At 70.7% G+C, this 25,423-nt stretch carries 20 protein-coding genes and 1 pseudogene; 6 read left to right on the top strand and 15 right to left on the bottom strand.

Translation table 11 applies throughout. The features are described from left to right. Window positions 1–159: 159 nt before the first annotated feature. From QFW81_RS05520 to glnA, 4 genes are all read right to left on the bottom strand, one after another. A complete protein-coding gene (locus QFW81_RS05520) occupies window positions 160–1,548 on the bottom strand; it encodes an ammonium transporter (protein ID WP_280577624.1) in 1,389 nt (462 codons plus the stop codon). Between the two features lie 22 nt (window positions 1,549–1,570). Continuing rightward, window positions 1,571–1,909: a P-II family nitrogen regulator gene (locus tag QFW81_RS05515; protein WP_280577623.1), complete on the bottom strand. Its 339-nt coding sequence runs from the start codon at window positions 1,907–1,909 to the stop codon at window positions 1,571–1,573. Window positions 1,910–1,948: 39 nt separating this feature from the next. Further along, complete coding sequence (locus tag QFW81_RS05510) at window positions 1,949–2,653, bottom strand: TorF family putative porin (protein WP_280577621.1); 705 nt, start codon at window positions 2,651–2,653, stop codon at window positions 1,949–1,951. Window positions 2,654–3,082: 429 nt separating this feature from the next. Beyond that, a complete protein-coding gene (gene glnA, locus QFW81_RS05505) occupies window positions 3,083–4,492 on the bottom strand; it encodes a type I glutamate--ammonia ligase (RefSeq protein ID WP_280577620.1) in 1,410 nt (469 codons plus the stop codon). 234 nt (window positions 4,493–4,726) lie between these two features. On the opposite strand from glnA, the gene QFW81_RS05500 reads away from it, so the two are divergent. Next, window positions 4,727–5,017, top strand: coding sequence for a DUF6916 family protein (locus QFW81_RS05500; protein WP_280577619.1), 291 nt, complete (start codon window positions 4,727–4,729; stop codon window positions 5,015–5,017). A 16-nt stretch (window positions 5,018–5,033) separates the two neighbouring features. Here the strand turns inward: QFW81_RS05500 and QFW81_RS05495 are convergent, their stop codons facing one another. The 4 genes from QFW81_RS05495 to QFW81_RS05480 are packed head-to-tail and all read right to left on the bottom strand — an operon-like array spanning window position 5,034 to window position 7,282. Then, window positions 5,034–5,570, bottom strand: a complete 537-nt coding sequence (locus tag QFW81_RS05495; RefSeq protein ID WP_280577617.1) for a GNAT family N-acetyltransferase — start codon at window positions 5,568–5,570, stop codon at window positions 5,034–5,036. Between the two features lie 13 nt (window positions 5,571–5,583). Next, entirely contained in the window at window positions 5,584–6,126 is a 543-nt protein-coding gene (locus QFW81_RS05490; RefSeq protein ID WP_280577614.1) for a phage tail protein, read from the bottom strand. A 16-nt stretch (window positions 6,127–6,142) separates the two neighbouring features. Continuing rightward, entirely contained in the window at window positions 6,143–6,673 is a 531-nt protein-coding gene (locus QFW81_RS05485; RefSeq protein ID WP_280577613.1) for a phage tail protein, read from the bottom strand. 60 nt (window positions 6,674–6,733) lie between these two features. Then, on the bottom strand, window positions 6,734–7,282 hold the full coding sequence (locus QFW81_RS05480) for a phage tail protein (protein WP_280577612.1): 549 nt from the start codon (window positions 7,280–7,282) through the stop codon (window positions 6,734–6,736). Between the two features lie 639 nt (window positions 7,283–7,921). On the opposite strand from QFW81_RS05480, the pseudogene QFW81_RS05475 reads away from it, so the two are divergent. The 4 genes and pseudogenes from QFW81_RS05475 to QFW81_RS05460 all read left to right on the top strand — a co-directional run. Next, window positions 7,922–13,897, top strand: a pseudogene (locus tag QFW81_RS05475) (putative Ig domain-containing protein); the annotation flags it as partial. Between the two features lie 111 nt (window positions 13,898–14,008). Next, complete coding sequence (locus tag QFW81_RS05470; RefSeq protein WP_280577608.1) at window positions 14,009–15,631, top strand: flavin monoamine oxidase family protein; 1,623 nt, start codon at window positions 14,009–14,011, stop codon at window positions 15,629–15,631. Window positions 15,632–15,698: 67 nt separating this feature from the next. Further along, the gene (locus QFW81_RS05465) at window positions 15,699–16,493 is read left to right on the top strand and encodes an undecaprenyl-diphosphate phosphatase (protein WP_280577607.1); all 795 of its coding nucleotides are present in this window, start codon (window positions 15,699–15,701) and stop codon (window positions 16,491–16,493) included. A gap of 179 nt (window positions 16,494–16,672) precedes the next feature. Continuing rightward, on the top strand, window positions 16,673–17,062 hold the full coding sequence (locus QFW81_RS05460) for a VOC family protein (protein ID WP_280577606.1): 390 nt from the start codon (window positions 16,673–16,675) through the stop codon (window positions 17,060–17,062). A gap of 79 nt (window positions 17,063–17,141) precedes the next feature. Here QFW81_RS05460 and QFW81_RS05455 read toward each other — a convergent pair whose 3' ends face one another. Both QFW81_RS05455 and QFW81_RS05450 read right to left on the bottom strand, forming a co-directional pair. Next, on the bottom strand, window positions 17,142–18,404 hold the full coding sequence (locus tag QFW81_RS05455; RefSeq protein ID WP_280577605.1) for an RNA polymerase sigma factor: 1,263 nt from the start codon (window positions 18,402–18,404) through the stop codon (window positions 17,142–17,144). A 273-nt stretch (window positions 18,405–18,677) separates the two neighbouring features. Next, entirely contained in the window at window positions 18,678–19,076 is a 399-nt protein-coding gene (locus QFW81_RS05450; RefSeq protein WP_280577603.1) for a VOC family protein, read from the bottom strand. A 179-nt stretch (window positions 19,077–19,255) separates the two neighbouring features. On the opposite strand from QFW81_RS05450, the gene QFW81_RS05445 reads away from it, so the two are divergent. Next, entirely contained in the window at window positions 19,256–20,068 is an 813-nt protein-coding gene (locus QFW81_RS05445) for a DUF4377 domain-containing protein (RefSeq protein ID WP_280577602.1), read from the top strand. Between the two features lie 279 nt (window positions 20,069–20,347). Here QFW81_RS05445 and QFW81_RS05440 read toward each other — a convergent pair whose 3' ends face one another. The 5 genes from QFW81_RS05440 to QFW81_RS05420 form a co-directional block, all read right to left on the bottom strand. Further along, window positions 20,348–20,965: a YbhB/YbcL family Raf kinase inhibitor-like protein gene (locus QFW81_RS05440; protein WP_280577601.1), complete on the bottom strand. Its 618-nt coding sequence runs from the start codon at window positions 20,963–20,965 to the stop codon at window positions 20,348–20,350. 19 nt (window positions 20,966–20,984) lie between these two features. Next, a complete protein-coding gene (locus QFW81_RS05435; RefSeq protein WP_280577600.1) occupies window positions 20,985–23,072 on the bottom strand; it encodes a tetratricopeptide repeat protein in 2,088 nt (695 codons plus the stop codon). A gap of 62 nt (window positions 23,073–23,134) precedes the next feature. Further along, complete coding sequence (locus QFW81_RS05430) at window positions 23,135–24,133, bottom strand: YheT family hydrolase (protein WP_280577599.1); 999 nt, start codon at window positions 24,131–24,133, stop codon at window positions 23,135–23,137. Beyond that, window positions 24,130–24,885 (bottom strand): lysophospholipid acyltransferase family protein, encoded by a 756-nt coding sequence (locus QFW81_RS05425; protein WP_280577598.1) that lies wholly within the window; start codon window positions 24,883–24,885, stop codon window positions 24,130–24,132. Before QFW81_RS05425 ends, QFW81_RS05430 begins: the two co-directional genes overlap by 4 nt. Window positions 24,886–24,995: 110 nt before the next feature. Then, complete coding sequence (locus tag QFW81_RS05420; RefSeq protein ID WP_280577597.1) at window positions 24,996–25,421, bottom strand: hotdog fold thioesterase; 426 nt, start codon at window positions 25,419–25,421, stop codon at window positions 24,996–24,998. Between the last annotated feature and the right edge of the window lie 2 nt (window positions 25,422–25,423).

The raw sequence follows: 25,423 nt of genomic DNA, 5'->3' as shown, positions 1-25,423 counted from the left end.
TCCTGCGCGCGAGTCAGGGCAGGATGCCCTGACCGAGCGGAGAGCGATCCCCGGGCGCCGGCCCGCCCCGTCCCACCGGATACGTACCCACGCCCAAAAAAAAGCGGGCAGCTCGCGCTGCCCGCCTGCACCTCGTGGGGGAGGTGGATACCGCTTCGATCAGGACTCGTAGGCGGACTCGCCGTGGGTGGTGATGTCCAGGCCCTCGCGCTCGGCTTCCTCGCTGACGCGCAGGCCGAACACCAGCTTCGCAACCAGGAATCCGATCACCGAGACGACGCCGATCCACACGATCGTGATCACCACGCCCAGCGCCTGGATGCCGACCTGCGAGGCCATGTTGAAGTCCTCGCCGCCCTGCCCGCCCAGGCCCGGCGCGTAGAACACGCCGGTCAGGATGGCGCCGACGATGCCGCCGATCGCGTGCACGCCGAACACATCGGCGGTGTCGTCGACCTTGAGCAGCTTCTTCAGCCCGGTCACGCCCCAGACGCAGATCACGCCCGCCGCAAGACCAATGGCGATCGCGCCCAGCGGCCCCACCAGGCCCGCCGCCGGCGTGATGCCGACCAGGCCGGCGACCGCGCCCGAGGCCACGCCCAGCGCCGAGGACTTGCCCTTGGTCACCTTCTCGGTCAACGCCCACGCCAGCACCGCCGCGGCCGTGGCCACCAAGGTGTTGATGAAGGCCAGTGCCGCGCCGGCGGTGGCTTCGAGGTTGGAGCCGGCGTTGAAGCCGAACCAGCCCACCCACAGCAGCGACGCGCCGACGAAGGTCAGGGTGACGTTGTGCGGCTTGAGCGCCTCGCGACCGTAGCCCACGCGCTTGCCGACGAAGTACGCGCCCACCAGGCCGGCGATGCCCGCGTTGATGTGCACCACCGTGCCGCCGGCGAAGTCCAGCGCGCCGTGCTCGAACAGGTAGCCGCCCGTCGCCCACACCATGTGCGCGATCGGCAGGTAGCCGAGCGTGAACCAGATCACCGAGAACAGCAGCACCGCCGAGAACTTCACCCGCTCGGCGAACGCGCCCACGATCAGCGCACCGGTGATGCCGGCGAACGTGGACTGGAACGCGACGAACACGTACTCGGGCAGGCTGACGCCGTCGGTGAACGTGGCCGCGAGCGTGTCGATCGTGACCCCCGTCAGGAACGCCTTGTCGAGATTGCCGATCCATGGCCCTTCGCCGGAGAACGCCAGGGAGTAGCCGTAGACGATCCACAGCACCACCAGCAGCGAGAACACCGAGATCACGTGGATCAGCACCGACAGTACGTTCTTCGAACGCACCATGCCGCCGTAGAACAGCGCCAGCCCCGGCACCACCATCAGCAGCACCAGCAGGGTCGAGGTCAGCATCCAGGCGACGTCGCCCTTGTCGACGATCGGCTCGGCCACGGCTTCGGCGACGGCTTCGGCCACCGGCGCGGTGGCGTCCTGGGCCAGCACGTCGAGCGTGCCGGTCAGCCCGGCCACGCCCACCAGCAGCGCCAGTCCCAGCGCCTGCATGCGGGTCTTCCACCCGGAGAACAGTTGGATCTTCATCGATTGGGCCTCCGAGGTTGGGTTAGAGCGCATCCGCGCCGATCTCGCCGGTGCGGATGCGGATGACCTGGTCGAGCGCGACGACGAACACCTTGCCGTCGCCGACCTTGCCGGTCCCCGCGGACTTGGTGATGGCTTCGAGCGCGGCGTCGAACACGTCGTCCGACACCGCCGCCTCGATCTTGAGCTTGGGCAGGAAGTCGACGACGTACTCGGCGCCGCGATACAGCTCGGTATGGCCCTTCTGTCGGCCGAATCCCTTGACCTCGGTGACGGTGAGTCCCGACACGCCGGCTTCGCCGAGGGCTTCGCGCACCTCGTCGAGCTTGAACGGCCGGATGATGGCGATGATGAGTTTCATGGCAGTGCGCCTCCTTCTGGGATGGGTCGGTCGCGCGGGTCAGAACGACTTCGACAGGGCCAGCACGATGGTCTCGTCGGGACCGATCAGGTCGTTGTCGTTGTAGGACAGGCCGATGCCGAGGCCGTTGTCGAACGACTTGTCGACGCCCACCTTCCAGAACGCGTAGGTCCCGGTGCCGCCCACGCCCTTGACCCACTGCTTGCCGACCGCGGTGGTGCCGCTCCAGCCTTCGGCGAAGTCCCAGCTCGCGGACAGGTCGAGGTTGGTGCTGCCGTCCGAATCGGGAATGCCGAACAGGTCGGTCACCGCGTACCAGTACTTGGCGCTGAGGAACTTGTACGTCAGGCCGACGTAGACCTCGGTGGTGTCGGCGTCGTTGAAGCCGGCCGGGTAGTCGCCCGGGTACCAGTAGTAGTTCACGCCGACGTCGTAGCCGAAATCGCTCTCGCCGAAGCTGCCGGCGTAGCCGGCGAAGGCGTCGAGTTCGACCTGGCTGGAGATCTCAGGATCGGCATCGGACAGCCAGCTGATGCTGCTGCCCCAGCCACCGACGTAGAACCCGCTCTCGTGGTTCCAGGTGACGCCGGCCTGCAGCGCCGGTTCCTCGTTGGTCTGGGTGATGCCGCGGAACAGGTAGTCGCTGACCACCGTGACCGAACCGGACACTTCGGCGGCCGCGTTGCCGGCCATGAGCAGCCCGGCGGACAACAGGGTTGCAGCTGCGATCTTGCGTGGTGACATGACAGGCTCCTCATTTGCGGAAAAATGGAAAAGCCCTCCCCGGTCTTGCATGTCTGCTCACCCGCTGCGGCATCCCCATGCCTGGCGCGGGCGCCGGCGGGCGCTCTGCGGGCCCTGTCCGGTCTTGCTGGTTCCCTGGTTCCGTGTGTTCGAGCCGATGGATTCCTTTGGCGGCGGGAAGAACGCGGCCCGCGTGGGGGAGGGCCGCACGCCCGGCGCGTGCGCCGGACGCGTGAATCGGATGAGCGTCCGGCACGCGCCGGACGCTCCTGGTGGATCAGACGCCGTAGTCCAGCTGGTATTCGAGCGGGTGAGGACGGGACGCTTGCGCGGCACTGCCGCGCGTCCCGTCCGAACGCCCGTCGCGCTGCGACGGGCCGGACATCCGCCGTCCCGACGCCGCACCAGTGGACTTCGACGCGTACATCATCAGACGCCGTAGTACAGCTGGTATTCGAGCGGATGCGTCGCGGCGCGGAACTTGGTGACTTCCTGCATCTTCAGGTCGATGTAGCCGTCGATGAAGTCGTCGCTCATCACGCCGCCGGCCTTGAGGAAGTCGCGGTCGGCGTCGAGCGCGGCCAGGGCCTGGTCCAGGCTCGAGCACACCTGCGGGATCAGCTTCTCCTCCTCCGGCGGCAGGTCGTACAGGTCCTTGTCGCTCGGGCCGCCCGGGTCGATCTGGTTCTTGATGCCGTCCAGGCCGGCCATCATCAGCGCGGTGAAGGTCAGGTAGCCCGACTGCAGCGGATCCGGGAAGCGCACTTCGATCCGGCGTGCCTTCGGGTTGGACACCCACGGGATGCGGCAGCTCGCCGAGCGGTTGCGCGCCGAGTAGGCCAGCATCACCGGCGCCTCGAAGCCCGGGACCAGGCGCTTGTAGCTGTTGGTGCCGGAGTTGGCGAACGCGTTGATCGCGCGCGCGTGCTTGAAGATGCCGCCGATGTACCACAGCGCCATCTGCGACAGGCCGCCGTAGCCGTCGCCGGAGAACAGGTTCTGCCCGCCCTTGGCCAGCGACTGGTGCACGTGCATGCCGCTGCCGTTGTCGCCGACGATCGGCTTGGGCATGAAGGTCGCGGTCTTGCCGTTGCGGAAGGCGACGTTGCGGATGACGTACTTGGTCGCCATCAGCTCGTCGGCCTTCTTCACCAGCGAGTTGAACTTGGTGCCGATCTCGCACTGGCCGGCGGTGGCCACCTCATGGTGGTGCACTTCGGTCTCGATGCCGATCTGCTCGAGCGTCTTGACCATCTCCGCGCGCAGGTCGTGCAGCGAATCGGTCGGCGGCACCGGGAAGTAGCCGCCCTTCACGCCGGGTCGGTAGCCGCTGTTGCCGCCCTCGTAGTCCTTGCCGGTGTTCCAGGCCGCTTCTTCCGATTCGATCTGGAAGAAGGTGTGGCCCATGTCGTTGCCGAAGCGGACCGAGTCGAAGATGAAGTACTCGGGCTCGGGGCCGAAGAAGGCCTGGTCGGCGATCCCGCTGGACTTGAGGTAGGCCTCGGCGCGCTTGGCGATGCCGCGCGGATCGCGCGAATAGCCCTGCATCGTCGCCGGGTCGAGGATGTCGCAGGTGAGGTTGAGCGTGGGGTCGGCGTAGAACGGATCCAGGTAGGCGGTGGACGCGTCGGGCAGCAGGATCATGTCCGACTCGTTGATGCCCTTCCAGCCGCTGATCGACGAGCCGTCGAACATCTTGCCGTCCTCGAACAGCGAGGGCTCGACGATGTTCGCCGGGAAGGTGACGTGCTGCTGCACGCCGCGCATGTCCACGAAGCGCAGGTCGATGAATTCGACCTTGTGGTCCTTGATCAGCTTTTCGACATTCTCGAGCGACATCGGTGGAACCTCTGGTTTGCGAAGAGTTGGTGCATGGATACGCAAGCGCCGTGCCAAGCCAAAGCGCGCTGCAAGTGATTGATTGATAAAGCACAGCCGGTGGCAAATGTGCTGCAGCGCACGCGATTGGTGAAGTATTTGTGACGAATGCACCATCTTGGGGAATGGCGATCCGGAGCTTGCCAAGGCCGCCAGCCGCGCCGACCATGCCCCGTCGCCGCACCCCCGCATGCCATGGACCTGCTGTCGCTCGAACACTTCGGTGGATGCCTGAACGAGACGTTCTCGGCCCGTCTGCAGGGGATTGAGGCGCCGTTCGTGCTGGTGCAAGCCAACCCGTTGCCCACGCGCGCCGCCGATGCGGCGCGCGCACCGTTCTCGCTGGTGTTCCGCAATGCATCGCCGCTGCTGTTTCCGCAGCAGACCTACCGCATGCAGCACCCGCGCCTGGGCGAACTGGACATCTTCCTGGTGCCGGTCGCGCAGGACCGCGACGGCTTCCTTTACCAGGCGGTCTTCAACTGACGCCCGCGCGGCGCGCTCAGGCCGCCGCGCGCCACTCCATCCGCAGGTATGGCGCTTCGCCGCCCGCCTCGACGAAACCCATACGCTCGTAGAGCCTGCGCGCATCGGTGTTCGACAGCAGCACGTGCAGGCGGAGGCCGTGCCGGTGCTCTGCGGCGTCGTCCTGCGCGGCGGCAAGCAATGCGTGCCCGATCCCCTTTCCCCGAGCGTCTGCGAACAGGCTGATGTCCACCACCAGGTGCACCGGCGCTGCACGGCGCAGGTACAGCCGGCCCAGCGGTACGCCATCGCGGCAGACGGCCAGGAACTCCGCCTCCCCATACTCGGCCAGGTAGTGGCGATGCTGCAGCATGAACTGCTGGTGCAGGAAGGCGCGCTTGGCGTGGCCCGGCCAGGGCAGCGGCTCCATCTCGCCGGCACGGGTGTCCGCGTACAGTTCGCCCAGCCAGGGCAGGTCGCCATCGTCCAGCCAGCGCAGCGTGATTCCGTGCGCGGCCAGTGAACCGGGCGCGTGCAGGTGGCCGGGGCGCGGCGCCGGAAACGCGTCGCTCACGGGATCCGGAACCTCACGGGAACGAGGGAAAGATTCCCTGCAGCGCGATGCAGAAATTGACGCCCAGGTAGGGCTGCCGGTTCTGGTGGGGGGCGCCGCCGCCGCTGTTGGGTACCAGCATGTTCGGCGCCATCTGGGTATCGAGCGGCGCTGCGCCATACGTGCGCGACGTGGTGCTGCTTGCGAGGAACGACAGGCCACCGTTGCTGACCGGCGCATGGCTGCCGCTGCCCGGCGCAGTCTGCGACCACGCCCGGACCCCATGGGAATGCGCAGGCACCTGGGTCGATGTCAGGGTGACGTCCGCCGTCCCGAACGGCTCACCGATCTGGCGCGGGCTCAGTCCGGGCCCCTGGCCCTGCTGGCAGCCTGCGCGGCCCGCGAAGTTGGGCAGCTGGAAGGTGGTCTGGCCATTGCCGCCGTACTGGGTCCCGAGCAGCGAGAACAGCGCGGTGTTCTGCGAGATCGGCAGGGTGCCGCCATTGCAGAACGCCCAGCCGTACGGGTTGAAGTTGAAGCCGAACAGCTGGATCTCGCCGATGAAGGGTTCGCTCATGCTGGGATCCTCGTCCTCAGGCCTGTTGTGGCCAGATGCCGAACAGCGCAATGCAGTATTGCGTGGTCAGTGTCGGCATGCAGTTCTCGTGTGGGAAGCCGTTTCCGGCTGCAGTGACCATCTGCGCCGACATGGCGACCGCGTTGTTCCCTGTTGTGCTGTCGACGTAGAAGGTGTCTCCGCTGACGGCGCCGGGCAGCAGCGCACTGCCGGGGGTGATCGCACTGGCGGCGGCCGTGGTCGCGATCATCGAGTGGCTGTGCGCCGGCATCTGCGTGGCGATCAGCGTGACCTGCTCGGCGCCGGCCAGCTCGCCCAGGACACGCGTCGTCAGGCCGGGGCCCTGACCCTGGTGCACCGGCACCCGTCCACGCAGGTCCGGGACGGCGAACGAGTTCATTCCGTCGCCGCCGTACGTCGTTCCGATCAGCGTGAACAGCGCGTCGTACTCGGCGATCGACAGCAGGCTGCCATCGCAGGCCTGCCATCCGATCGGCGTACGCGAGAAGCCGAACATCCGGATCTCGCCGATGAAGGGTTGGCTCATGTCACCTGTGCTCCGGGAGTGGACCGTCTTCGCGTTCCCGCGACGACGATCGCGCGCCGATCAGTTGCGCGACGGGAAGATGCCCGACAGCGCGATGCAGAAATTGATGCCCGTGTAGGGCTGCATGTTCGGATGGGCCTGCCCACCTCCCGACGGCACCACCGTCTGCGCATCCAGCGCCACCACCGGTCCGGAGGCTCCCGCGTAGAGCGCGATCGCGTTGCCGTTGCTGTTGGTGCTGGTGGCGAACGTGCGTCCGGTGGGAACGCGGCTGTTGCCCGCGGCCGAGGACGCGGCCACCTGATGCGAGTGCGGTGGCATGTGGGTCGGCAACAGGGCCACGCTTTCGACGCCCCCGATGCCCCCGATCGGGGTCGGCGCCGGCTGCCAGGCCGGGTCCACCGAACTGGGGTAGCCGACCGGTGTGCGGCCGCGCAGGTCGGGCAGCGCGAAGTTGGTGGAGCCGTTGCCGCCGTACTGGGTGCCCAGCAACGAGAACAGCGCCTGGTTCTGGTTGATCGGCAACAGCTGTCCGTTGCAATGCGCGAAGAACTTCGGCGCGTAACCGAACGCGGACATCATGATCTGGCCGATGAAGAATTCGCTCATCGCTGTGCTTCCCCGTGCGGACGCGGACGGCGTCGGCCCCGCGTAGCCTAGACGCAAATGCAGGTCCCTGAACAGGGGCGGCGCACGCGCGACGTGCCATCGTTCGCGAATGCTGTTGTAATGCCGCGCACCAGGGGTGCAGACGCGGGACAAGTCGGGGATCGACAGCAGCGCCTGCCAGGGACGAACGGGTCGACCGGGCATCGATGCCCGGCGCAACAGGGGGCGACACTCATGCAACACGTTTCTGGCCAGCGCGCCGTTACCGGCGTGCTTCATCTTGCTTGCCTGGCGCTTCTGGCAGGACTGCTCTGGCCCGCGTCGGCTCAAGCGCAAACGTCGATCTACTGTCCTGCACCCCTGACCGCCACGGTCGCATGGGGTGGATCCGTGATCGTGGACGTCACGAACTGCCAGAGCGGCTTCGGAGGCGTCAGTGGCCCCATCGCCCCGCCCGCACAACACGGTACCGTGACACTGGGCCCCGGTACCGGCGGATCACAGTCGCTCACCTACGCGCATAACGCGGTCACTCCCGCGGGTGGCGGTAGCGACACCATCTGGCTGGAAGACGACGAATCCGGCACGGTACGCGTCGACCTCACGATTTCCGCACCCACCTCCGCGATCGTCGTCTCACCAACGAGCCTGCCCACACTGACTGCCGGTACCCCCGTCAGCCAGACCTTTACTGCCTCGGGTGGTACCGAACCGTACACCTGGTCCCTGAGCAGCGGCACCCTGCCCACCGGCCTCAGCCTGACCGGTGCGGGCGTGCTGTCCGGCACCCCGACCCAACGCGGCGGCTACACCTTCGAAGTGCGCGTCGAGGACGCGCTCGGCGAAGCGGTCGTACGGGGTTACAGCGGCAGCGTGCAGAACCCGGCGCTCTCGCTTGCTCCCGCTGCCGGCACTGCCGTCCAGGGCTCGGCGTTCTCGCAGTCGCTGTCGACCAGCGGCGGCGTCGCGCCGCATACCTACCAGCTGGAAACCGGCTCGCTGCCGGCCGGAATCTCGATCTCGTCAGCAGGCCTGGTCAGTGGACTCACGAACGCGGCACCGGGAGCCTATCCGGTCACGCTGCGCGTGACCGACTCGAGCACGGGGGCCGGCCAGTACTTCGAGCTGGAGTCGTACACGCTCACGGTCGCGTCCGCACCGGAGGTGTCGATCGCGGTCGCGCCGGCCAGCGTCGATGAGGATTCCGGCGGCAGCTTCGTCTACACCGTGACCCGCAGCGCGGCACTGTCCTCTGCGACGGTGGTCAACCTCGGCATCGGCGGCACCGCCACCGGCGGTGTGGACTACACCGGCAACACGCCCACCGTCACCATCCCCGCTGGCGCGACCACTGCCACGCTCGTCGTCACACCGACCGCCGACGGCATCGTCGAGGCGGACGAGACGGTGGCGGTCACCGTCACCACCGGCACCGGCTACACGGTAGGCACGCCGGCCAGCGCCACCGGCACCATCGTCGACGACGATGTCCCGAGCGTGTCCATTTCGGTCTCGCCCACCGCGGTGAGCGAGGACGGCGCCCAGGATCTGCTCTATACCGTCTCGCTGGACCAGGCCGCGTTCGCCCCGCTGTCGGTGAACTTCACCCGGTCGGGCACCGCCACGGCCGGCGTCGACTACGACGGCACGCCCTCGCCCCTGGTGATCGCCGCCGGCGCCACCACCGGCACGATCGTGGTCGAGCCCACCACCGACCTCGTCATCGAGGCCGACGAGACGGTGACGATCACCCTCGGGACCGGCATCGGATACACCGTCGGCACCCCGGCGATCGCCACCGGCACCGTCCTCAACGACGACCTGCCCGCACTGGCGATCGGCGACGTGAGCGCGAACGAAGGCGATGCGGGCAACGCCGCCTTCACCTTCACGGTCAGCCTGGACGCACCCGCGGGCCCCGGCGGCGTCGCGTTCGACATCCTCACCGCGGACGGCACCGCGAGCGCCGGCAGCGACTACGTGGCGCGCAGCCTGTCCGGACAGACCATTCCCGCCGGCAGCAGCACCTACACGTTCGCCGTGCAGGTCAACGGCGACACGGCGAACGAACCGGACGAGACCTTCTTCGTGAACGTCGCCAACGTGTCCGGCGCCACCGTGTCCGACGCCCAGGGCGTCGGCGGCATCCTCAACGACGATCCGCTGCCCGCCCTCTCGATCGACAGCGTGAGCGTGACCGAGGGCAACTCGGGCACCACCAGTGCGGTGTTCACCGTCACTCTTGATGCCGCCAGCGGACAGACGGTGGGCGTCGCCTACGCGACCTCGAACGGCAGCGCCGACGCGTCCACGGATTACACCGCGCAGTCCGGCGCGCTCGTCTTCGCGCCGGGACAGACCACGCAGACGATCAGCGTCCCGGTGAACGGAGACATCGCGCCCGAGTCCGACGAGACCTTCCTGGTCACCCTCGGCGGTGCCAGCAACGCGAGCCTCGCCGTCAGCCAGGGCACCGGCACGATCCTCAACGACGATGTGCCCCTGGCGGTGACGCCGGCCTCCCTGCCCAATGCCACGGTGGCCGCCGGCTACAGCCAGACGGTAGCCGCCTCCGGCGGAGCGGGTCCCTACAGTTTCGCCATCACCAGCGGCGCGCTCCCGGCCGGACTGACGCTGATCGGCGCGGGTGTCCTGGCCGGCACGCCCAGCGCGGGCGGCAGTTTCAACTTCACCGTGACCGCCACCGACAGCAGTCCCTTCCCGGGTCCGTTCACCGCGTCGCGCGCCTATGCCCTGACCGTCGCCGCGCCCACGGTCGAACTGCCGGCCACCACGCTGGCAAACGGCATCCTCGGCGACGCATATGCCGCCAGCCTGGCGCCGGCAGTGGGTGGTACCGGACCCTATACCTACGCGCTCACCGCCGGCGCGCTGCCGGCCGGCGTGTCGCTCACGGCGAGCGGCGACCTCGCGGGGACGCCGTCGATAACCGGCACGTTCAACTTCAGCGTGACTGCCACCGACAGCAGCACGGGTTCGGGCCCCTACACCGCGAGCCGCGGGTACACGCTGGTGGTGACCGATCCGGTCCCGATGGCGGATCCGTCCTCGCTGACGGTGGCGTATGGCGCCGGCCCCACCAACGTGCCGCTGCTGCTCTCCGGCGGCTCGCCCGACAGTCTGGCCATCGCCACGACGCCGGCCCACGGTACGGTGGTGGTCACCGGCCTGGCGATCACCTATCAGCCCGACGCCGGGTATGCCGGCGCCGACAGCTTCAGCTATACCGCGACCAACGACGGCGGCACCTCCGCGCCGGCGACGGTCAGCGTCACCGTGTCCGACGCGACGGTCGCCATCGGCGCCTCGGGACCGCTGACGGCGACGTCCGGCGTCGCCTACAGCCAGACGTTCACCTTCAGCGGAGGCGCACCCCCGTGGAGCGGCTACCAGCTGACCAACCTGCCCGCGGGCCTGGCGATCACCGCCACCGGCACCGACTCGGTGACCGTGTCCGGCGCGCCGACCGAGGCCGGCAGTTTCGCGCTCACGGTGTCGGGTATCGACAGCAGCACGGGCGATGGCCCGTACACCGCATCGGAGGTGTTCACCCTCACCGTGGACCCGCCCTCGCTCGTGCTGGCACCGGGCGCCGGCACGCTCGACGCGACCTACGCCGACGCGTTCTCGCAGGTCTTCAGCGCCAGCGGCGGCGTGGGTCCGTACACCTATGCGCTCACCGGCACGCTGCCGGCGGGCATGGTGTTCTCCGGCGACACGCTGTCCGGCACGCCCACCGAGCCGGGTAGCTATGCGTTCACCGTGACCGCAAGCGACACCGGCTCGAGCGGCGCCGGCGCGCCGTTCACCGTCGGCCAGGCGTACACGCTGGTGGTCGCTTCGCCCACGCTGGCGATCACCCCGGCGACGTTGCCGGACGCGGTCGCCGGCATGGACTACCTGCAGTCCATCGACGTCAGCGGCGGCGTGGCGCCGTACGCGGTCACCCTCACCGCGGGCGCGCTGCCGGCGGGCCTGGCGCTGGCGACCGACGGCACCCTCTCCGGGACGCCGACCGACGCAGGCACGTTCGCCTTCACGGTGACCGCGACCGATGCAAACGGCCAGTCCGTCGACCGGGTCTATGCGCTGGTCGTGGGTGATCCGACGCTCGCGCTCGCACCGGCGGCCGGGACGCTCGAAGCCCCGTACGCCGCCGCGTTCTCGCAGGCTTTCGTCGCCAGCGGCGGTGTGGGTCCGTACACCTATGCGCTCACCGGCACGCTGCCGGCGGGCATGGTGTTCTCCGGCGACACACTGTCCGGCACGCCCACCGAGCCGGGCAGCTATGCGTTCACCGTGACCGCAAGCGACACCGGCTCGAGCGGCGCCGGCGCGCCGTTCACCGTCAGCCGGACGTACACGCTGGAGGTGCCGGCGCCGAACCTGGCCATCACCCCGGCCACGTTGCCCGACGCCACGGCCGGCATCGCCTATCGCCAGACGATCGGCGCCGCCGGCGGCGCGGCGCCCTACGGGTTCGGCGTCACCGCGGGGGCGCTGCCCACGGGCCTCGCGCTCGCTGCAGACGGCAGCCTGTCCGGCACGCCCACCGGGGCCGGCAACTTCGATTTCACCGTGACCGCGACCGATGCCAACGGCCAGTCGGTCGACCAGGCCTACACGCTGGCGGTGGCCGCGCCGACCCTCTCGCTGGACCCCACGGCCGGTGCGCTGCCCGCCGCGACCGCGGGCCTGGCCTATCGCCAGTCGCTGCAGGTCGACGGCGGCATCGCCCCGTACACGGCGACGCTCACCGGCACCCTGCCCGTCGGGCTGGCATTCGACGCGGCGGCCCTGACGTTCACCGGTACGCCGGTCGAGGCGGGACGCTACGCACTCACCGTCACCGTCACCGACAGCACCAGCGGAACGCCGGCGTCTGCCAGCGCGAGCTACACCCTGGACGTCGCCGCGCCGACGCTCACGCTGACCCCGGACACCCTGCCTGCCGCCACCGGCGGCGTGGCCTGGAGCCAGACGTTCACCGCCGGCGGCGGCATCGCGCCCTACCGTTATGGCCTGGCGGCCGGCGCCCTCCCCGACGGGCTGGCACTGGATCCGGCCAGCGGCGTGCTGTCCGGCACCCCGACCGAGGCCGGCAGCTTCACCTTCGCCATCACCGCCACCGACAGCACGACCGGGACTGCCGGCACGGTGACGGTGGAATACGTGCTGGTGGTGGCGGCGCCGGAGATCGTGATCGATCCCGAGAGCCTTCCCGAGGCGCTGCAGGCTTTCGACTACACCCAGTCCCTGAGCGCCCGCGGCGGCACGGCGCCCTACTCGTTCGCGGTCGACGCCGGCGCGCTGCCGGATGGACTGGCCCTGTCGGCCGAGGGCGTGCTGTCGGGCACGCCCGCCGAGGACGGGACGTTCGACCTGACGATTCGCGCTACCGATGCGCTCGGCTTCAGCGGCATTCGCCGCTATACGCTGACCGTGATCGCGCGCCCCGACCCGACCCGCGACCCGGAAGTGCGCGGCCTGCTCGATGCCCAGGCGGCCGCCACCCGTCGCTTCGCGACCAGCCAGATCGGCAACTTCCAGCAGCGCCTGGAGCAACTGCATGGGGGGAGCGGCGCCGGTGGCCATCGCAACGGGATCACGCTCGCCAGCCGCGAGCAGTGCCCGGACAACCGGTTCTACGCGATCGAGCACCCCTGCCATGCGTCCAACCGCATGCGCGGGCGCGATGCCGGCAGCGGCGACGACCGCGTGCCGCTGCGCGAGGCCGACGGGACGGTGGAGAATGGCGGCACGCCGGCTGACTTCGGCACCTGGGCAGGCGGCACGCTACGCTCGGGCAGCTTCGACGGGCAGGCCGGCGGACGCGGGTTCGACTTCGAGACCGAAGGCGTCAGCGCCGGCATCGATACCCGCCTGCATCAGAACCTGGTGGTGGGCGCAGGCCTGGGCTACGGCCAGGACAGCACGACGATCGGCGAACACGGCTCCCATCTGCGCGGCAAGGCGTGGACGCTGGCGCTGTACGGCAGCCTGCAGCCGCGCGGGTCCGTCTTCATCGACGGCCTGGCGGGTTACCAGCGTCTGGACTTCGACCTCGAGCGCTATCTCACCGCCACCGGCGGATCCGTGCAGGGCAGGCGCGACGGCGACCAGCTGTTCGCCTCGCTGTCGGTCGGCACCGACATCGCCCGCGACGCCTGGCAGTTCACGCCCTACGCGCGCCTGGACGCGATGCGCGGCGCACTCGCGCGCTACACCGAGCAGGGCGACGACACCTGGGCGCTGTCGTATGGCGAGCAGGACGTCGACACCACCACCGGCAACCTCGGTCTGCGCATGCAGTTCCGCCACGGCACCCACTGGGGCGCCTTCTCGCCGCAGCTGCGGGTCGAGTACCAGCATGACCTGACCGCCGGGGGCGGCGCGTCGATGCGCTATGCCGACGGGCTGGGGCCGGTCTACCTGACCGAGGTGGACGGGTTCGACCGCAGCCGGCTGATGCTCGGCCTGGGCCTGCTGTTCGACCTCGGGCGCTACTCCATCCAGGTCGACTATCGTGGCGTCGTCGGCAGCGGGGAGCAGCGCGACAACGCCGTGCAGTTGATGTTCCAGAGCGGACGCTGAGCGCCGTGCCTCGTCGCCCTCCGGGGCGACAGGCCGGGCCGCTCCGCGGTCGGTCCACGCGTCCGCGGCGTCGATCCGCCACGGACGCTCCATCGTCGAGGGGAAACGGGCATGGTGCGTTCGAATTGGATGGCACAGGTATTGCGGCTGGTCCGGCGGGAACGGACCGGCCATCACGGCGATGACGACGCGACGACCCTGCGTGCGGGAACGCCCCGGGATGGCGGGCGCCGACGCGTGCTGCAGGCCGGGCTGGCCGGCGCGACCGCCGCCGGCGCCGGCACGCTCGCGACGCCTCTCCTGGCCGCGGGCCCGCGCGATGCGCGCGAGTTCTATGCGCGCCTGACCAACACGCGCGGCGTGGCGGTGGTCGGCGCCGGGCTGGCCGGACTGGCCTGTGCCACCGAGCTGGCGCGCCAGGGGGTGCCGGCGCGCGTGTTCGAGGCGGCGCAGCGCGTCGGCGGCCGTTGCTGGTCGGCGCGCGGCCTGTTCCCCGGGCAGGTGGCCGAACGCGGCGCCGAGTTCATCGGTGCCTCGCACCACGCCATGCTGGGCTATGCGCGCGCGCTGGACCTGGCGCTCGAACCGGTGGACGGCGACGCCGGCCACGCCTTCCATCATTTCGCCGGCCAGCGCCATGGGGAAGGCGAGATCGCCGCGGAACTGCGCGCGTTCGCCGATTTCATCCAGGAGGACCTGACCACGCTCGGTACGCCGGACGCGCGTCGCTTCGATCCGCGTGCCGAAGCGCTGGATTTCATGACCCTGGCCGAATATCTCGACCTGTACGGTGCCAGCGGCCTGCTGCGCAGCGTGCTGGGCAATGCGGTGCAGGGCGAGTTCGGCAGCGAGCTGGACGAGGTGAGCGCACTGGGCTTCCTGCGCTTCGTCCACCACGACCGCCGCGGCAAGTTCGGCTACGGCCCCCGCAGCGGTGGGTCGCTGCGCGTGGCCGGCGGAAACGACCTGATCGCCACCGGCCTGGCGGGCCGCCTGCCGCAACCGGTCGAGCACGGGCACCGGCTGGTGGCGCTGGACCGTCGCTTCGGCGGTGCCCTGCGGCTGACCTTCGAAGTCGGCGGTCACTATGTACAGCGCGACTACGATGCGGTGGTGCTGGCGCTGCCCTTCACCGTGCTGCGTGAGGTGGAGTTCGGCGGCGGTATCGCGCTGCCGCCGGACAAGCGCCGCGCGATCGCCAACGCGGAGATGGGCGATGCCGGGCGGCTGCTCGTGGGCTTCCGGTCCCCCTACTGGCGCGCGCAGGGCGCCAGCGGCAGCGGGAGCACCGACCTGCCGCACCTGCAGCACACCTGGGAAACGAATCCCACGCACAGCGGCCGAAGCGGCGCGGTGCTCTCCCAGCAGCTGGGCGGGCAGGCCGCGCGCGCGCTGCGGCCCGCGAGCGTGCAGCTGGACGCGGCCACGTTCGTGGCTTCGCTCGACCGCGTACTGCCGGGGGCGGCCGCGGCCGCCAGCCGCGACCGTCGCGGCCGCCTGCTGGCCATCAGCGAGAACTGGAGCGTCAACCCCCTCAGCCGTGGCGCCGTGCCGCGGCCGCAACCGGGCTACTTCACCACCCTGGCGCATACCGAGGCGACGGCGGTGGAGAACGTGATGTTCGCCGGCGACCACACCAGCAGCTTCTACGAATGGCAGGGTTTCATGGAAGGCGCGGTGCTGTCGGGGTTGCGCGCGGCCAACGAGGCCTGCGACCACATGTGGGGCCGCTGATCGTGCCGGTCCCCGGACCCGCAGGGGCGATCCGGTATCCTGCCCGCCCCTGCGCGAGCCGATGCCCATGTCCGATCCGCTGTCCGCCCTGTTGCTGGGCATCCTCGAAGGGCTGACCGAATTCCTCCCGGTCTCGAGCACCGGCCACCTGCTGATCGCCCAGCACTGGCTGGGCGCGCGTTCGGACTTCTTCAACATCGTGATCCAGGCCGGCGCGATCCTGGCGATCACGCTGGTGTTCCGGCAGCGGATCTGGGCGCTGGCCACCGGCCTGGGCGACCCGGCCCACCGCGACTACGCGCTGAAGCTGGCGGCCGCATTCCTGGTCACCGCGCTGGTGGGCCTGCCGGTCCGGCTGGCGGGCTGGGAACTGCCCGAGACCGTGACCCCGATCGCGTGGGCGCTGATCCTCGGCGGGGTGTGGATGATCGTCGCCGAACGCGTGGCCGAGCGGCGCGGCGACGGCGTGCACGTTACCTGGACGGTCGCGGTGCTGGTGGGCCTGGCGCAGGTGGTGGCGGGCGTGTTCCCCGGCACGTCGCGCTCGGCCGCGGCGATCTTCATGGCGATGCTGGCCGGGCTGGGCCGGCGCTCGGCCGCGACCGAGTTCGTGTTCCTGGTCGGCATCCCGACGATGTTCGCCGCCAGCGCATATGCCTTCCTCGAACTGTGGAGCGACGGCGGCCTGGGCGGCGAGGCCTGGGGCGACGTGGCGCTGGCGTTCGCGGCCGCCACCGCCACCGGCTTCGTGGTGGTGAAGTGGCTGCTGGGCTACATCAAGCAGCACCGGTTCACCGGGTTCGCCGTGTACCGGATCGTGCTGGGCGCGGCGCTGCTGCTCTGGATTCCCGCCGGCGACTAGATCGCGCATGGTGCGGGCACGGCCGCCGCGTGTCCGGTCTCCGACCGGCGGCCACGTCCATGTCGAAACGCTCCGGCATGCTTCGTCGTCGATGCAGTCGAGCGGTGCGGAGGGTTTCGCGCGCCCGACGTTCAGACCCGTCAGCCACTGCCCGGAACACCCGGCGAAAAGGAGCCCCGATGTCTGCTGCAAACAGCGTCAACTGGTTCGAAATCTACGTGCAGGACATGGCGCGTGCGCGCGCCTTCTACGAAGCGGTCCTGGAGATCCGGCTCGAAGCGCTGAAGCTGCCCGAAGGCGGCGACGACGGGCTGGAAATGTGGTCGTTCCCGGGCGACATGGAGCGCTACGGCGCCAATGGCGCGCTGTGTGCGATGCCCGGCGGCCCGTCCGGGGTCGGCGGCACCCTGGTCTACTTCGCCTGCGAGGACTGCGGCGTCACCGCGGGCCGCGTGAGCGGCGCGGGCGGGCGCGTGGAGCGCGAGAAGATGTCGATCGGCGAATACGGCTTCATCTCGCTGGTGTTCGACACCGAAGGCAACATGGTCGGCCTGCACTCGATGCGCTAGGCGTCGCTGGCCGGCGTGCAGCCGCACATCCGGCAACCCCGCGCGCGGCGGCAGACCACTGACCGCGGCGTCCGCCCCCTCAGGCCTGTGCGGCGTCGGCGCGCGCCAGCAGCAGGCTGCGTTCGCGCGCGTTGCGGGTCAGCTCCGCCGCGCGCAGGAACTCGGTCCGCGCCTCCGCGCTGCGGCCCAGCTTGTGCAGCAGGTCGCCGCGCACTGCCGGCAGCAGGTGGTAGGCGCGCAGCGCGGGCGCCTGCATCAGGGCATCGACCAGCGCCAGGCCGTCCGCCGGGCCCGAATGCATCGACACCGCGACCGCGCGGTTGAGCGCGACCACGGGCGTGGGCGCGCGTTCGGCGAGCGCGTCGTACAGCGCGACGATGCGGGCCCAGTCCGTGGCCTCCACGCTGGGCGCGCGCGCATGGCAGGCCGCGATCGCCGCCTGCAGTGTGTACGGCCCCGGTGCTGCGGCCAGGCGCTCGGCCTGGGCCAGCGCGCGCAAGCCGCGGTCGATGGCGTCGTGGTCCCAGCGCGAGCGGTCCTGGTCCTGCAGCAGGACCGGTTCGCCATCGGGCCCGGTGCGCGCGGCGGCGCGCGAGGCCTGCAGTTCCATCAGCCCCAGCAGACCGAACGCTTCCGGCTCGCCCGGCGCCAGCCCGACCAGCAGCCGACCCAGGCGCAACGCCTGTGCGCACAGCGCCGGACGCATCCAGTCGTCGCCGGCGGTGGCCGCATAGCCTTCGTTGAACACGAGATACACCACGCCCAGCACCGCCGACAGGCGCTCGGGCAGCTCGTCGCGGCGCGGCACCTCGAACGGCACGTCGGCCTCGCCGAGGGTGCGCTTGGCGCGCACGATGCGCTGCGCGACCGTGGCCTCCGGCACCAGGAACGCGCGCGCGATCTCGTCGGTGGTCAGGCCGCACAGCAGGCGCAGGGTGAGCGCGGTGCGCGCCTCCAAGGACAGGATCGGGTGGCAGGCGACGAAGATCAGCCGCAGCAGGTCGTCGCCGATGTCGTCGTCGAGTGCATCCTCGCGCGCGGCGTGCAGTTCGTCGTGCAGGCCGTCGAGCTCCTGCGCGATCTGCGCATGCTTGCGCAGCCGCAGCTGGTGCCGCCGCAGGTGGTCGATCGCGCGATGCTTGGCGGTCGCCATCAGCCACGCGCCCGGGTTGTCAGGCAGGCCCGAATCGGGCCAGCGCTCCAGCGCGGTGACCAGCGCGTCCTGCGCCAGTTCCTCGGCGAGATCCAGGTCGCGCACCATGCGCATCAGCGCGGCGACCACCTTCGGTGATTCGGCGCGCCAGACGGCATCGATGCGGCGCTGGAGGTCGGATTCGGCCATGGCGGCGTATCACACCACCGCCGCTGCACCGGGTGCAAGTCGCATGGGTCATGGCGCGGCCTCCGCGTCGGTGGTGCGTTCGGATCGTTCGCCTGCGCGGGACGTGGCCGGCGCCGCGGATGCGTGCCGGGCCGCCTGCACCTGCGGCGGCTGGGCCACCGGCGGTGCACGACGCGGTGGCGGCCCGTGCGCCGCCAGGCCACGCCGCGCCAGCAGTCCGAGCAGGCTCAACGCACGGCCTCCATCCCGCCCATCATCCGGCTCCAGTCCGGCTCAGGCCGGCATCCCGCGCATGTGCACCAGCTCCCAGACATGGCCGTCTGGATCCACGAACCCGTGGCCGTACATGAAGCCCTGGTCCTGCGCAGTTCGATGCGCCTGGCCGCCGGCCGCGACCGCCTTGGCCACCAGTGCGTCGACCTCCCCGTCGCTGTCGCACGACAGGCACACCAGCACTTCGGTCTGGCGATGCGCATCGACGATGGGACGATCGATGAAGGTCGCGAAGAACGGCTCGACCAGCAGCATCACGAAGCTGTCGTCGCCGACGATCATGCAGGTCGCGTTCTCGTCGGTGAACTGCGGGTTGAAGGCGAAACCGAGCGCGGTGAAGAACGCGACCGACGCGTCGAGGTGCTTGACCGGGAGATTGACGAAGATCTTGCGTGGCATGGGCGCTCCTGTGGCCTGGGTATGGACGTGTGGGGTTGCGCGCGTGCGGACGTGTGGCGCTCGCATGACTGCATCCTTGTCCCGACGACGAACCCGCGCCCCTCGGATCGACATCCCGCGACCTCGTCCCGGCGGAAGGCGTAGGCTTGGCCGCGACGTCCGTCCACGGAGGCCCCGCCATGCGCCTGTTCGCCCTGTTTCCGCTCGCCATCGCGCTTTCGGCGTGCACACCCGCCAATCCCGCGACCTCGACCCCGCCCCAAGCGAGCGAAGTCGCACCGGCAGCGGCGTCCGCCGACGCCGCCCTCGATGCGCAGGCACTGGCCGCCGCGCACTGGCGCCTCACCGCGGCGGTGGATGCGGCGGGCCGTCGCATCGATGCGCTGTTCCCGGCGCCCGACGCGTCGCTGCAGCTGGATTTCAGCGACGACCGGATTTCGGTTCGCGGCGGCTGCAACCAGATGTCGGGCGCGTACACACTCGTCGGCGGTCGGTTCGAGGTCGGCACGCTGGCGCAGACCAAGAAGTTCTGCGGCGGCGATGCGCTGATGGCCGCCGACGAGGCGATCGGCGCGCGCCTGTCGGGCGCCGGCACGCTGGCGCCCGGGGACGGCGACACCCTGGTGCTGACCACGGCCGGCGGCGACCGCCTGACCTTCACCGGCGAACCGACCGCCGCCACCCGTCATGGCGACGCCGGCGAGCGCGTGTTCCTCGAGGTCGCGCCGCAGCGCGTGCCCTGCCCGCACGCGATGATCGCCGACTACCGGTGCCTGCACGTGCGCGAACTCGACTTCGATGCCGCCGGCCTGCGGCAGGACGAAGGCGAATGGCGGTTCCTGTACCAGGAGATCGAGGGCTACACCCACACGCCGGGCGTGCGCAGCGTGCTGCGGCTCGACCGCTTCGAAGTACCGGACCCGCCGGCCGATGGCAGTTCGGTCGCCTACGTGCTGGACATGGTGGTCGAGTCCGAGACGGTCGCGCCCTGACTGGACGGCAGGTGTCCGGCCTTGCGCCTGCGGAGCGTCCCCATGCGCCGTCGGCACCGTGCTCGCGCCCGGCGAAGGGATAGCGGACCCTCAGGGCGACCTCCATGCGCAGGATCGGGAACGCTGCGACGGGTGCGGATGCCGGACCGGCACGCAGGCGCGGCCGTGCAGGTCTGCGTCTGCCGCCTGGCGGGTGCGGGCCGGAACGTGGTCAGCCTGCGTCGGCATGCACGGCCGACGCACGGACACCGGTGATGCGGCCGGACGTCCGGCTCAGGCTCAGGACTTGTGCGCGCCCGGATGCAGCGCGTAGGTGCCGTACACGGCGGCCTCGGCCAGCACGTGGCCCTGCATGGCACACAGCACGTCGGCTGCGGTGAAGGTCGTCGCCAAGTCCAGCCGCTCGACGTCGAGCGCGAACACGCGGAAGAAGTACCGGTGCACGCGCAGGTCGTTGGGCGGCGGGTAGGGACCGTCGTAGCCGAAGTACTCGCCTGCCAGTTCGGCGTCGCCGGCGAACCAGCCGGTGTAGTCGTTGAGCCCCTGGCGCGCGCCGGCCGGCCCGGGGGGCGAGGCCTTGCCACCCTTGTGCACGCCGTCGCTGGCGCTGCCGGCGGCGATCCCGCGCACGTCGGCGGGAATGTCCGCCATCGCCCAGTGCACGAAGTCGCCACGGCGATGGTCGACCGGGATCTCCACGCCTGCCTTGCCGGCCAGCGAGGGATCGGTCGGCGCGTCGGTATCGATGCACAGCAGCGCGAACGAGCGCGTGCCATCGGGCGCGCCGTCCCAGGCCAGGTGCGGGTTGCGGTTGCCGCCGAAGCCGTCCGGCGCACCCATCGCGAATTCGGCGGGGATCGCGCCCCGCGGTTCGAAACTGTCGCTGCGGATCTGCATGAGCATTTCCCGGCGTGGATCAGGTTTCAGGATAGCCCAGCCGCACGGCGACCGGAGTCAGCAGCGCGAACGGTTCGGCGAGCACCTCGGTGTAGCGGCGCCAGTGGCCGGCAGGCAGATTCGGTGGCCGCGGCGCAGGCGGCGGGACGTTCAACTGCGCGCCAAGCGCCTCGGACAGCACGCCGGCCAGGGCATTCGCGTCGCCCTCGCATCCGTCGATCCTGACCAGCGTGGCCCGGTACAGCTGCTGCTCCAGCAGTTCGGCCGCCTGGTGCAACACGAGGTCCAGCCACCACGCCGCCTGTTGGTAGGACGGCAAGCCGATGTGCATCGGCGAGCCGAACGCCGCCCATTGCAGCAACATGTCGCGCGGATCGCGGATGACGAACAGCAGGCCCGCTCGCTCCACGTGCGGCCGCAGGACCCGCAGCAGGGCGTTGTCCCACCATATCAGCCATTCGATCACGCGCTGGTCCCCGATCCCGCGGGCCGCCAGGCCGTCCCGCCATCCCTGCGCGGCGAGTGCGGGATCTAGCTCGCCGTTGCTCAGGCCCGGCACGCTGACGTAGCGCTGGAACACATCGCCGGGAGACTGCGGGCTCATGCGGTCGGCACGGAAGCCAGGTACGTCCGACAGCAGGCCCGCGACCTGCTCGACACACGAACCGGGCGGTCCCCACAGGAACAGCGACTGGACCGGATCGCCGGGCTCGCCGCGGGCGCTCCACTGCGGCCAGTCGCCAGCCGCCACCTCCTGCGGGGGCTTGCTCACGGGCGGCAGGGGCAACTGTCGCGACGCACGCAGCATTGCAAGCGCTTCCCAGCGGGCAGCCGCCTTGGCGGTGCGACCGGCCGCGTCCTCAAGCATCGCCAGCCAGCCGCCCAGGCGTTCGCGCGCCGCGTCACTGCCGGCCGCCGGCAACATCGCCTCGACATGCGCGATGGCCGCCTCGGGATCGCGCGCCTTCAGGATATCGACGATCACCGCGTGCGCGCCCGCATGGCCTGGCTGGCGCTGCGCCAGCGTCCTGGCCTGTTCGAGCGCTGCGTCCGTGTCGCCCGAGCGCAGCGACACCTGCATGCGCGCCTCCATCGCAGCGGGGTCGTCTGGCAGTGCACTCGTCCATCGCGCCAGCACGGCGCGCGCCGCCTCGGGATCATCATTCGGCACGCTCGCCAGGCGCGCCTGCCACAGTGCCGGGGCGTCCGGCGCCGTCGCCAGCGCGGACTCGAGGGTGCGCACGGCATCCTCGCGATCGTCCAGGCGACGCCACGCTTCCAGCGCCAGGGCCAGCACGCGCGGTGTACCCGGATCGGCTGCGATCGCGCGGCGCAACCATTCCAGCGCTTCGTCCGCGCGCCCCGCTTCCAGCGCGAGTTCACCCGCCAGGCGCAGCGTGGCCGGGGGCACCTGGCGATCCAGCGCAGGCGCCAGCGCGTCGAGCGCCTCCGCCGGGCGCCGCTGCCGCTGCAGGGTCTCCGCCAGCAGCTGACGCCAAGGCCGCGGACCACCGCGACGGTCGATCAGTTGGCGCAGGGCCTGCTCGGCGAAGGCGTCGTGGCCCTTGGCGATATACGCCAGCGCCAGTCCGAGCAGCACCTGCTCGTCTTCGGGTGCGCGCTCGGCGGCGCGCGACAGCAGCGCCAGCGCCTCGTCCGGACGCCGCCGTCCCAGCGCCACCATGCCGTCGACGCTCAGCAGCCGGGGATGCTCCGGTTCGAGGCGCGCGGCCACCCGCGCGAGCCGCTCGGCTTCGTCCAGATCTCCCCGCGTGAGCGCCAGCTGCGCCTGCAGGATGTAGGCACCGAACTGGTTCGGATTGAGCTCGACACTGCGTTCGAGCGCCGCGCGCGCACCCTCGACGTCGCGGTCGCCGGCCAGCAGCGCGGCGCGCTGGAAATGGAGGTCCGGATCGTCGCGCGCGATGTCCAGTGCGCGATCGACCGTCGCGAGTGCGCCTTCGCGGTCGCCGGTCGCGCCCAGCGCCATCGCCAGCATGCGGTGCGCGGAGGCGGAATCGGGTTCGGCCTGGGCGTAGCGACGGGCGAGCGCGAGTGCCTCGTCGTTCGCGCCGCGGCGCAGCGCTTCGAGAATCTGGTCCTGCATGCGGAATCGGGCCGCGCGGCCCAGGGTGTGTGCGGGCCGACGATTGTATCGCCCGTGCGCGCTCAGCCCGCCGTCAGGCGCGCGGCCATCCAGCGCTCGGCGTAGCCGCTGGAGCGTGCGCCTTCGAGGAAGCCGCAGTGGCCGCCCCAGGGCAGCAGCTCCACCCGGGTCGCGTCGGGCAGCGACAGCGCGTGGAAGTCCTCGGCCGGGATCACCGGGTCGTCGGCAGCCATCAGGATGTGCGCCGGCACCTGCAGCGCGAGCAGCCGGTCGCCGGCGATCGAGTAGCCGTCGAAGTAGGCATCGAGGCTGCCGAGGTCGGTATGGCGATGCACCAGCCACTCGGTGAGCGCGCGCATGCGCAGCTTCAGCGTCGCCTCGTCGAAGCCGACCTGGTCGGGGAACAGCGCGCGCTTGCGCTGCAGCGAGCCACGCCACTTGCGTTCGAAGTAGTGCATGTAGAACCACGGGCCCGACTCCATGCGCTGCATGGTGCGGGCCGGGTCGAGCACCGGGCAGATCGCGGCCACCCGCGCCAGCGGGACGCCGGCCCCGGACGCACGCAGCGCCAGGCGCAGGGCGAAGTTGCCGCCGAGCGAATAGCCGGCCACCACCATCGGACGCGCGGTGAAGCGCGAGGCCACGTCGCGCGCGGCGTGCACCACCTCGTCAATGCGGCAGGAGTGGAAGATGTCCGGGTTGAGGTGATGGGTGCCGCCGTGGTCGCGGAAGTTGAGGCGGAACACCTCGAATCCGCGCGCCAGCAGCTGCGCCGCGGACAGGCACATGTAGCTGGACTCGGCGCTGCCTTCCCAGCCGTGCAGCAGCAGCGCCAGGCCGCGCGGCTCGACGCCGGGGATCGCGCTGTGCAGGCCGTGCAGGCGCACGCCGTCGCCACCGTCGAGCAGGTGGACGGTGGTGACCGCGCCGGTGGCCGCCAGGGCAGCCGCCGCGCGACGGCGTCGCCACGGGCTGCTCGCGAGCACGGTCTGCAGGTGCGGGTCGCGCAACCACCGCGGCGGCGCATAGGCCGCCGCGTCGTGGCTGACGTCCGGGTTCATGGCGACATCGCGGCGACGATGCGTTCGCGCGCGGTTTCGGCGATCCGGCGCCGGCCTTCGGTATCGCCGGGCACGATCGGCGGCAGGAACACGACCTCCGCGCCGCACGCCGGTTCACCCAGCAGGCGCAGGAAGTTGGCCAGGAAGCTCTCGCCCGGCGCGAACGCGACCCGGACCTGCGCGCTGCCGTGTTCGCCGTAGCGCAGCGCCACCGGCTGCACCGGCACGCCGGCCTCGACCGCGGCCAGGAAGATCCGCGCATGGAACGGGCCGACGGCGCGACCGTCGCGGGTGCGGCCTTCGGGGAACACGCCCACGGCGCGACCGTCGCGCAGCCGCGCCAGCATCTCGTGCAGCACCCCGCCCAGCGACTCCTGGCTGCCGCGCTGGTGGAAGATGGTCTCGCCGCGCGCGGCCAGCCAGCCCACCAGCGGCCAGCCGGCGATCTCGCGCTTGGCGACGAAGCCCATCATCCGCTGGCTGTGCAGGGCGATGATGTCGATCCAGCTGACATGGTTGGCCACGAACATCACCGCCCCCGGCATCGGGTGTCCGATCCGTCGCACGCGCAGGCCGAACACCCGCATCAGCCCACCCGACCACAGCCGCACCATGCGGTGCTGCAGGCGCCCGCCGTCGGCCAGGCGCAGCTGCCCGAAGGGCGGCGCCATGAGCAGCAGCGTGAGCGGCAGGTGCACCAGCACGTGCCAGAGCAGGAAGGGGATGCGGACGGCGTAGCGGAGGACACGCACGAAGGGGAAGCCAGACGACGGGACCGGGGGAGTCCGAAGCCGACCACGATACCCAAACCGCCCCGGCGTGGGCCAGCGCGGCGGCACGCCGCACCGCGGATCGGACCCGGTCAGCCCGCGGCCGGGCGCGGCACCACCGCCAGCGTCAGCCGTGACACGCACACCAGTCGCCCCGCCGCGTCCTCGATCCGGATCTCCCAGACCTGGGTGCTGCGGCCCACATGCAGCGGCCGCGCAGTGCCGGTGACCAGGCCACTGCGCACCCCGCGCAGGTGGTTGGCGTTGATCTCGATGCCGACCACGCCGTGGCCCTCGGGCGCGCACAGCCCGCCCGCGCTGCTCCCCAGGGTCTCGGCCAGCAGAACGGACGCACCGCCGTGCAGCAGCCCGTCGGGCTGGTGGGTGCGCGCGTCGACCGGCATGGTCGCGCGCAGGTAGTCGGGCCCGATCTCGGTGAACGCGATGCCCAGCGGTTCCATCGCGGTGTTACGCGACAGCGCGTTGAGCTGCTCCAGCGAGACGTCGGCGCGGAACATCC

The sequence above is a fragment of the Luteimonas kalidii genome, from assembly GCF_029887935.1.
Lineage (GTDB): Bacteria > Pseudomonadota > Gammaproteobacteria > Xanthomonadales > Xanthomonadaceae > Luteimonas > Luteimonas kalidii.
Note: the sequence above shows the minus strand (reverse complement) of the source record. Positions and strands in the feature narration are given on the sequence as shown.